The following is an 8,558-nucleotide window of genomic DNA, read 5'->3' as shown; positions in this document are numbered from 1 at the left end:
GTGCCGGTGAGCAGGTCGGTGCCGGGCGTCCCCAGCGGGACGAGGCGCTCGTCCGGGCCGTGGTTGAGCAGGAAGAGGTAGCCGGTGCCGTCGGCGGCGTGCCGGCGGGTGGCCTCGACGCCCTCCGGCAGGCCGGGCAGTTCGGCGCCCACCCCGGCCTCGGCGAGCGCCAGGTCGAGCACCGGGCCGAGGTCCGCGCCGAGGTGGCAGCTCAGGTACCAGGCGCTGCCGGCGCCCACGCGGTTGCGGGTGACGGCCGGGAGGCCGGCCAGCGCGCCGGAGCCGTAGCGGGCGACGGTCTCGGCGGCCTCGGTCTCGATCCACTCGCTCCAGCGTTCGGCGCGCAGGTCGGTGCTCGGCGCAAAGCCGTTCAGCCGCACGGCGGTGCTGGCGCCGTCCGGGATCGGCCAGTGCTCGTCCACCACGATCCCGAGCACCTCGCGCAGCGGCCCGGGGTGGCCGCCGGGGTGGATGTGGTCGTGCCGGTCGGCGATGCCGCTGAACGGGCCGCAGACCAGCCGTCCGCCGCCCCGCACGTAGCCGGTGAGCCGGTCGGCGGTGGCGGTGTCGAGCAGGTAGAGGTTGGGGGCGAGCACCAGCGGATACCGGTCGACCTCGGCGGTGGGCGGGACAAAGTCCACGGTGACGCCGCGCTCGTACAGCGCCGCGTACCAGGGGCGGAGCAGGTCGAGCCAGCGCATCCGGGCGGAGGGGTGGTCGTCCTGTTCCAGCGCCCACCAGCTGTCCCAGTCGAGCAGGACGGCGGCCCGCCCGCGCAGCCGGCTGCCGGCGATCTCGCCGAGGCGCCGCAGCTCGGCCCCGAGGCGGACGGTCTCCTGCCAGCCGCGCGAGGCGGTGCCCCGGTGCGGGAGCATCGCGCTGTGGAACTTCTCGGCTCCGGCCACCGAGGCGCGCCACTGGAAGTGCAGCACGCCGTCGGCGCCGCGGGCCAGCGCCTGGAGGGACCAGAGGCGGTAGAGGCCGGGGCGTTTGGGCAGGTTGACCGGGCGCCAGCTGACCGCGGAGGGGGCCTGTTCCATCAGCAGCCAGGGGCGGCCGCCCTTGAGCGAGCGCATCAGGTCGTAGTTCATCGCCGCGTTGACGTGGGCGCGCGGGTCGGCCGGGTCGGGGTAGGCGTCGTCGGAGACGAAGTCCTCGTGCCGGCTCCACTCCCAGTAGTCGAGGGCCTTGAGCATCGACATGAAGTTGGTGGTGACCGGGACGCCGGGCGAGACCTCGTCCAGGACGGCCTTCTCGGCCCGGTGCAGGGCGAGCAGCGCGTCCGAGCAGAACCGGCGCCAGTCCAGCAGCTGGGTGGGGTTGACCGGGCCCGGCGCGGTGCGCGGCGGCTCGATCTGGTCGAAGGAGTTGTAGTGCTGGGACCAGAAGGCGGTGCCCCAGGAACGGTTCAACTCCTCGATGCTGCCGTGCCGTTCGCACAGCCAGCGGCGGAAGTCGGCGGCCGAGGCGGGGCAGAAGCACTCCTCGACGTGGTCGGCGTACTCGTTGTGGACGTGCCACAGGGCGAGCGCCGGGTGGTGGCGGTAGCGCTCGGCGAGCTTCCGGGTGAGCCGGACGGCGGCCTCCCGGTAGGCGGGCGAGGAGGGGCAGTAGTGCTGGCGCGAGCCGAACTCCAGCCGGACGCCGTCGGCGGTGACCGGCAGCAGCTCGGGGTGGGCGCGGACCAGCCAGGCGGGCGGCGAGGCGGTGGCGGTGGCCAGGTCGGCGGCGATGCCGTGCCGGTGCAGCAGGTCGAGCAGCCGGTCCAGCCAGCCGAAGTCCCAGTGCTCGGCATCGGGTTGGAGCCGCGCCCAGGAGAAGATGCCGACGGTGACGAGGTTGACCCCGGCCTCCGCCATCAGCTTCACGTCCTCGGCCCACACCTGTTCGGGCCACTGCTCGGGGTTCCAGTCCCCGCCGTACAGCAGGCCGGGCACGCGGGTCAGTCGGTCCATGGTCATCCCTTCGGCACGAATCCCTGACGCGCGAATCCCTTCGGCGCGCATCGCTTCCGCACGAATCCCTTCGGCACTCCTCCCCCGGCTCATCCCTTCAGGGCTCCGCCCAGCAGCCCGGCCACGAACTGCCGCTGGAAGACCAGGAAGAGCACCATCAGCGGGAGGGTGGCGAGGAAGGAGCCGAGCATCAGGCCGGAGTAGTCGACGTGGGTCAGCCCGGTCAGCGTGTTGAGCGCGACCGGCACGGTGTACCTGTCCTCGGTGTTGAGCATCAGCAGCGGCCAGATGAAGCTGTTCCACTGGCCCATGAAGGTGAAGATCACCAGTGCGCCCAACTGCGGCCGCACGCACGGCAGGACGACCCGGTAGAAGGTGCGCAGCTCGCCGGAGCCGTCGATCCGGGCCGACTCCAGCAGCTCGTCGGGGAAGTCCAGGAAGCCCTGGCGCATCAGCAGGATGCCGAAGGAGTTGGCCAGGAACGGCACGATCACGGCCTGGTAGCTGTCGATCCAGCCGAGGCTGGCCATCATCTGGAACAGCGGGACCAGCAGCACCTGCAGGGGGATCATCATGGTCGCCAGCACCAGGCCGAGCAGCAGTCCGCGGCCGCGGAAGCGGTACTTGGCCAGCCCGTAGCCGCACATCGCGGACAGCAGCGCGCTGAGCGCGGTGTAGACGACGGCGATCCCGAGGCTGTTGAGCAGCACCCGGCCGAAGCCGATGGTGTCCTGGAGGTGCACCAGGTTGCGCAGCAGGTCGCCGCCGGGCAGGAACGGCGGTGGGGAGTGGAACAGTTCGGAGCTGCTGTGGGTGCTGGCGATCAGCATCCAGGCGAAGGGCACCAGGCTGAGCACGGCGCCGAGGGCGAGGACGGCCAGGGCGGCGGCCCGGCCGAGCCGGGCGGGCAGCGGGGTGCGGCCGCGCCGACCCGGCGCGGTGGTGGTGCTGCTCATCGGCGGCGTTCCCTTCCGTAGAGCCGGAACTGGAGCAGCGAGACCGCCGCGATGATCAGCACGACCACCCAGGCGATGGCGGCCGCGTAGCCGAAGTCGAGCTGCTGGAAGCCGACCTTGTAGAGGTAGACGACCGGGGTGAGCGTCGCGTCGCCGGGGCCGCCGCGGGTCAGCACGTAGTTCTCGTCGAAGAGTTGGAGGGTGCCGATGGTGGAGGTGATGACGCAGAACAGCACCACCGGGCGCAGCTGCGGCAGGATCACGCCGGTGTAGGTGCGCACGGGGCCGGCGCCGTCGAGGGCGGCGGCCTCGTACTGGTCGCGGCCGATGGCGTGCAGTCCGGCCAGCAGGATCACCGCGTTGTAGCCGGTCCAGCGCCAGGTGACCGAGCCGATCAGCGAGATCCTGGCCCAGGTGGGCGAGTTGAGCCAGTCGACCGGGTCGAGGCCGAGAGCCTGGAGGAACTGGTTGGCCAGGCCGCCGTCGGTGCGCAGCAGGACCTGGAAGACCACGGCGTAGGCGACCAGGGTGGTGATCGCGGGCAGGAAGAACACCGCCCGCCAGCCGGCCCGGAACCGCAGCCAGGACTGGTTGAGCAGGACGGCCAGCACCAGGGCGAGGCCGATCATCACGGGCACCTGGACGGCGAGGATCAGGCCGGTGTTGACCAGGGAGTGCAGGAAGGCCGGGTCGTGCAGCAGCCGCCGGTACTGGTCCAGGCCGACCCAGACGTCGGCGCCGTCGCGGCGGGCGGTGAAGCTCTGGTAGAGGCTGGCGCCGAGCGGGTAGGCGAAGAAGGCGACGAAGAGGGCGGTGGCGGGCCCGGCGAACAGCCAGGCCGCGGTGCGTGGGGAGCGTCGTCGGCGGGTGGGGGCGGCCTGGACGGCGGCCGCCCGTTCGCGCAGGGACACCGGAGGGCTGGTCATCGGCGCTCCCTACCCGAGCGTCTGTCGGCCGGTCGCGGTGGCGATCTGGCGGGCGGCGGAGCGCAGCACGGTGGCCGGGTCGGCGCCGTTGTGCAGCACCTGGTTGACGGCGGTGGTGACGATGTCGCCGGCCTTGGAGTCGTCGGCGGTGAGCTCGACGGTGGGGACGGAGCGGGTGAGCCCGGCGAACAGCTGCATGGCGGGCTGGCCGCCGTAGTAGGGGGCGGGCTGCTGGAAGTACGGGTCGTCCAGGGCGGGGAGGTAGGCGGGGAACAGGCCCTCCTGCCGCATCATCGAGGCCTGGTTGGCCTTGTCGGCGAGCAGGAAGGAGAGGAACCCCCAGGCCGTCTCCGGGTTCCGGCTCTGCGCGGTGACGCACAGGGTGGAGCCGCCGGAGTTGGAGGTGCGGGGCCCGCCGGGGGTGAAGGCGGGCAGCGGGACGACGCCGACCTTTCCGCTGAGGTCGGCCAGGTCGGCGGTGAGGGTGCCGTCCCACCAGGCGGCGGTGGGGGTGGTGGCGGCCTTGCCGTCGTGGGTGCCGGAGACCAGTCCGTCCCAGCCGTTCTCGAAGTCCACCAGGTCGCGGTCGACGAGCTGCTTCAGCAGGGTGAGCGCGCGTTCGGCGGCGGGGGTGGCGACGGCCACCTTGCCGTCGACGAACCAGCGCTGGCCCTGCTGCTGGAGCAGCATGGCGAACAGGCTGTCCTGCTTGGCGTCCAGGATGAGCAGCTTGCGGCCGGTGGCGGCCTTGAGGGCGGTGCCGGCGGTGACGTAGTCGTCCCAGGTGGCGAGGCCCGCCGGGTCGATGCCGGCCTGCTGGAACAGGTCGCGCCGGTAGAACAGGGCGCACGGGCCGCTGTCCCAGGGCAGGGCGCGGACCCGGCCGCCGGCGTCCGTCACGGTGCGCCAGGAGGCCTCGGTGTACTGGGACCTGAGGCCCTCGGCGCGGCTGGTGAGGTCGACCAGGGCGTTCGGGAAGTTGCCGGTGTAGGTGGGCAGTTTGTGGCCCTCGACGGTGAGGACGTCGGGCAGTCCGCTGCCGGCGCCGAGCCCGACGGTGATCTTGTCGTAGGCGTTGTCGTAGCCGATGTCCACCACCTCGACGGTGGTGCCGGGGTGGGCCTGTTCGAAGGCCTTGCCGAGCCGCTGCATGGCCTTGGCGGCGACGTCCCAGGACCAGATGACGACCTTGCCGGTGAGAGCGGCGCCCGGGCTGCCGGTGAGCTGCTTGGCGCCGGTGGCGCCGGCCCCGCCGGTCGCGCAGCCGTTGGCGCCGGTCAACAGCAGTGCGCCGCCCGCGAGTCCGGCGGAGAGCACCCGGCGGCGGGTCGGGCCAGGCACCAATCCGCCCTGGTCACGGGCGAGTTGGGGATGTTTTTCGGGCCGGGTTTCTGCGGACATCTTGCCTCCCGACTGGTGAATGCCGAATGCTGTATACAGAACTCAGCATTCACAAGGCCGTCAAGGCTTGTGACGGAAATCGCGGAAGGTGCCAGGATGAGCACACGCGTCCCCCGAACCCACCCGTACATCCCCAACTCCGCCCCGCAGGTGAGGAAGGCGATGCTGGCGGCGATCGGCGCCCAGGACGTCGAGGAGTTCTACGCCGACATCCCCGCCGCCCTCCGGCTGGACCGCCCGCTGCGGCTGCCCGCGCCGCTGGACTCCGAGGCCCGGCTGGTCGCGCACCTGGAGGAGCTGCTCTCCCGCAACACCGCCGTGCCACCGGGCCGCAGCTTCCTCGGCGCCGGCTGCTACCGCCACCACGTGCCCGCCGTGGTGGACGAGATCGTCAACCGCAGCGAGTTCCTCACCGCCTACGCGGGCGAGCCGTACGAGGACCACGGCCGCTTCCAGGCGCTGTGGGAGTACCAGTCGCTGATGGCCGAGCTGCTGGCCGTCGACGTCGTCAACGTGCCGACGTACGACGGGTTCCAGGCCGCCGCGACCGCGCTGCGGATGGCCGGACGGGCCACCGGGCGGCGCCGGCTGGTGCTGGTCGGCGCGATCGACCCGGACCGGCTCTCCCGGATCCGCGACTACGTCCGCGGCGTCCACGAGCTGGTGCCCGTCCCGGCCGAGCCCGCCGCCGTCGAGGCCGCGCTGGCCGAGGGCGACGCGGCCGCCGTCTACGCCCAACTGACCGACCACGACGGCCGGGTGGATCCGGAGCTGCCGCAGTACGTCGAACTCGCCCACCGGGCCGGGGCCCTGGCGGTGGTCCACGTCAACCCGCTCAGCCTCGGCGTGCTCACCCCGCCGGCCGAGCTCGGCGCCGACCTCACCTGCGGCGACCTCCAGCCGCTCGGCATCCACCCGAGCTTCGGCGGCGGCAACGCGGGCTTCATCGGCAGCCCGGACGACGAGCGGCTGGTCGCCGAGTACCCGAGCCGGCTGTTCGGCCTCGTCCCCACCGACGTCCCCGGCGAGTACGGCTTCGGCGACGTCGCGTACGAGCGCACCTCCTTCGCGCTGCGCGAGGAGGGCAAGGAGTGGGTCGGCACCGCCGCCGCCCTGCACGGCATCGCCGCCGGGGTCTACCTCGCGCTGATGGGCCCGCACGGCATGCGCGAGATCGGCGCGACGGTCCTCGCCAACACCGCCTACGCCCGGCAGCGCCTGGCCCGCGTCCCCGGCGTGGCGCTCGCCGACCCCGAGGCCGTGCACTTCGCCGACTTCACCGTCCGCTACACCGGCGAGCGCGGCGCCGCCGAGATCGCCGAGGCGCTGCTCGCCCTCGGCCTGCACGGCGGCACCCCGGCCGGGCCGCAGGAGGGCCGGTACTGCGTGACCGAGCTGCACACCCGGGCCGACATCGACCGCCTCGCCGACGCCCTTGAGGAGACCGTGAAGTGACGAACCGTCAGACCTCTGCCCCGGTGGATCCACGGATCGCCCCCAAACCCGCCCTGCGCCGCTTCCACCAGGCCCGCTGGGACGAGAAGCTGGTCTTCGAGCTGGGCACCCCCGGCGAGCGCGGGGTGCTGCCCCCGCTGCCCGAGCCCGCCGTCACCGCCGCCGTCGGCGACCCGGCCGAGCGGCTGCCCGCCGCCCTGCGCCGCAGCGCACCGCCCGCCCTGCCCGAACTCGGCCAGCAGCAGGTGCTCCGGCACTACCTGCGGCTCTCCCAGGAGAACCTCGGCGCCGACCTCAACGTGGACGTCGGCCAGGGCACCTGCACCATGAAGTACAGCCCCAAGGTCAACGACGCCTTCGTCCGCGACCCGCGGATCGCCGCCCTGCACCCGGCGCAGGACCCCTCCACCGTCCAGGGCCTGCTCGAACTCGTCCACCGGCTTGAGCAGTTGCTCAAGGAGATCTCCGGCATGGACCGGGTCAGCCTCCAGCCCGGCGCGGGCTCGGCGGCGATCTGGACCAACGTCTCCGTCATCCGCGCCTACCACGCCGCCCGCGGCGAGGCGGAGCAGCGCGACGAGGTCGTCACCACCGCCTTCTCCCACCCCTCCAACGCCGCCTGCGCCAAAACCGCCGGCTACCGGGTGATCACCCTGCACCCGGACGCCGACGGGTACCCCGACATCGAGGCGCTGCGGGCCGCCGTCGGCCCGCGCACCGCCGCGCTGCTCATCACCAACCCCGAGGACACCGGCATCTACAACCCCCGGATCGCCGAGTTCGTCCGGATCGTCCACGAGGCCGGCGGCCTGTGCGCCTACGACCAGGCCAACGCCAACGGCATCCTCGGCATCACCCGGGCCCGCGAGGCCGGCTTCGACCTGTGCCACTTCAACCTGCACAAGACCTTCTCCACCCCGCACGCCTGCGGCGGCCCGGCGGCCGGCGCCTGCGGGGTCACCGCCGAGCTGGCGCCCTACCTGCCGCGCCCCACCGTCGAGTTCGACGGCGAGCGGTACGTGCTGGACGACGACCGGCCCGACTCCGTCGGCAAGATCCGCCCCTATCTGGGCGTCGTGCCGAACCTGGTGCGCGCCTACGCCTGGATCACGGCACTGGGCGCCGAGGGGCTGCGCGAGGTGGCCGAGACCGCCGTGCTCAACAACAACTACCTGCTGCACCAGGTGCGGCGGATCCGCGGCGTCTCCGTCCCGTACGCCGAGGGCCGCCCCCGGGTCGAGCAGGTCCGCTACAGCTGGCAGCGGCTCACCGAGGACACCGGCCTGCACAGCGAGGACCTCGGCTACCGCGCCGCGGACTTCGGCACCCACTACTGGACCAGCCACCACCCGTACGTCGTCCCCGAGCCGATGACGCTGGAGCCCACCGAGTCCTACTCCCGGGCCGACCTGGACGAGTACGCGGAGATCCTGGCCGAGGTCGCCCGCGAGGCCTACGAGGAGCCGGAGACCGTCCGCACCGCGCCGCACAACTCCACCGTGCACCGGATCCGGCACGAGCCGCTGGACGACCCGGCCCGCTGGGCGGTCAGCTGGCGGGCCTACCGCCGCAAGGTCCTCGGCGAGCAGCCGTGACGGCACCCGCCATCGGGCTCGTGGTCAACCCCGTCGCCGGGCTCGGCGGCCGGGTCGGCCTCAAGGGCAGCGACGGCGCCGAGGTCCAGCGGCGGGCGCTGGCGCTCGGGGCCCGTCCGCAGGCCGTCGACCGGGCCACCCTGACGCTCCGTCAACTCCCCTCGGAGGTCGAGCTGATCACCGCCGACGGCGCGCTGGGCGCCGCCTCCGCACAGGCGGCCGGACGGCCCGCGCGGGTCGTGCACCGGGCCGCCGGGGCGGCGACCACCG

Annotated in this window: 6 protein-coding genes and 1 pseudogene; 3 read left to right on the top strand and 4 right to left on the bottom strand. The window is 73.1% G+C overall.

Annotation, left to right across the window (positions count from 1 at the left end):
- The 4 genes from ABZW03_RS32085 to ABZW03_RS32070 all read right to left on the bottom strand — a co-directional run.
- Positions 1-1,955, bottom strand: a 1,955-nt coding sequence (locus ABZW03_RS32085) for a beta-galactosidase (protein WP_355266124.1), incomplete at its 3' end; no start/stop codon positions are given.
- Positions 1,956-2,044: 89 nt separating this feature from the next.
- The gene (locus ABZW03_RS32080; protein ID WP_355266121.1) at positions 2,045-2,911 is read right to left on the bottom strand and encodes a carbohydrate ABC transporter permease; all 867 of its coding nucleotides are present in this window, start codon (positions 2,909-2,911) and stop codon (positions 2,045-2,047) included.
- The gene (locus ABZW03_RS32075; protein ID WP_355266119.1) at positions 2,908-3,837 is read right to left on the bottom strand and encodes a sugar ABC transporter permease; all 930 of its coding nucleotides are present in this window, start codon (positions 3,835-3,837) and stop codon (positions 2,908-2,910) included. The genes ABZW03_RS32080 and ABZW03_RS32075 overlap by 4 nt, the downstream gene beginning before the upstream one ends.
- Positions 3,838-3,846: 9 nt before the next feature.
- A complete protein-coding gene (locus ABZW03_RS32070; RefSeq protein ID WP_355266116.1) occupies positions 3,847-5,178 on the bottom strand; it encodes a sugar ABC transporter substrate-binding protein in 1,332 nt (443 codons plus the stop codon).
- A gap of 156 nt (positions 5,179-5,334) precedes the next feature.
- Between ABZW03_RS32070 and gcvPA the strand changes: the two genes are divergently transcribed.
- From gcvPA to ABZW03_RS32055, 3 genes and pseudogenes are all read left to right on the top strand, one after another.
- Positions 5,335-6,693, top strand: a complete 1,359-nt coding sequence (gcvPA, locus tag ABZW03_RS32065) for an aminomethyl-transferring glycine dehydrogenase subunit GcvPA (RefSeq protein WP_355266113.1) — start codon at positions 5,335-5,337, stop codon at positions 6,691-6,693.
- Positions 6,690-8,288 (top strand): aminomethyl-transferring glycine dehydrogenase subunit GcvPB, encoded by a 1,599-nt coding sequence (gene gcvPB / locus ABZW03_RS32060; RefSeq protein ID WP_355266110.1) that lies wholly within the window; start codon positions 6,690-6,692, stop codon positions 8,286-8,288. Before gcvPA ends, gcvPB begins: the two co-directional genes overlap by 4 nt.
- Positions 8,285-8,558, top strand: a pseudogene (locus ABZW03_RS32055) (ATP-NAD kinase); the annotation flags it as partial. The gene gcvPB and the pseudogene ABZW03_RS32055, both read left to right, overlap by 4 nt.

Origin of the sequence: Kitasatospora sp. NPDC004799 (assembly GCF_040609095.1) — a bacterium.
Taxonomy (GTDB): domain Bacteria; phylum Actinomycetota; class Actinomycetes; order Streptomycetales; family Streptomycetaceae; genus Kitasatospora.
Note: the sequence above shows the minus strand (reverse complement) of the source record. Positions and strands in the feature narration are given on the sequence as shown.

Coding starts and splice junctions, on each gene's coding strand:
- ABZW03_RS32080 (WP_355266121.1), bottom strand. CDS start 2,911: ATGAGCAGCACCACCACCGCGCCGGGTCGGCGCGGCCGCACCCCGCTG.
- ABZW03_RS32075 (WP_355266119.1), bottom strand. CDS start 3,837: ATGACCAGCCCTCCGGTGTCCCTGCGCGAACGGGCGGCCGCCGTCCAG.
- gcvPA (WP_355266113.1), top strand. CDS start 5,335: ATGAGCACACGCGTCCCCCGAACCCACCCGTACATCCCCAACTCCGCC.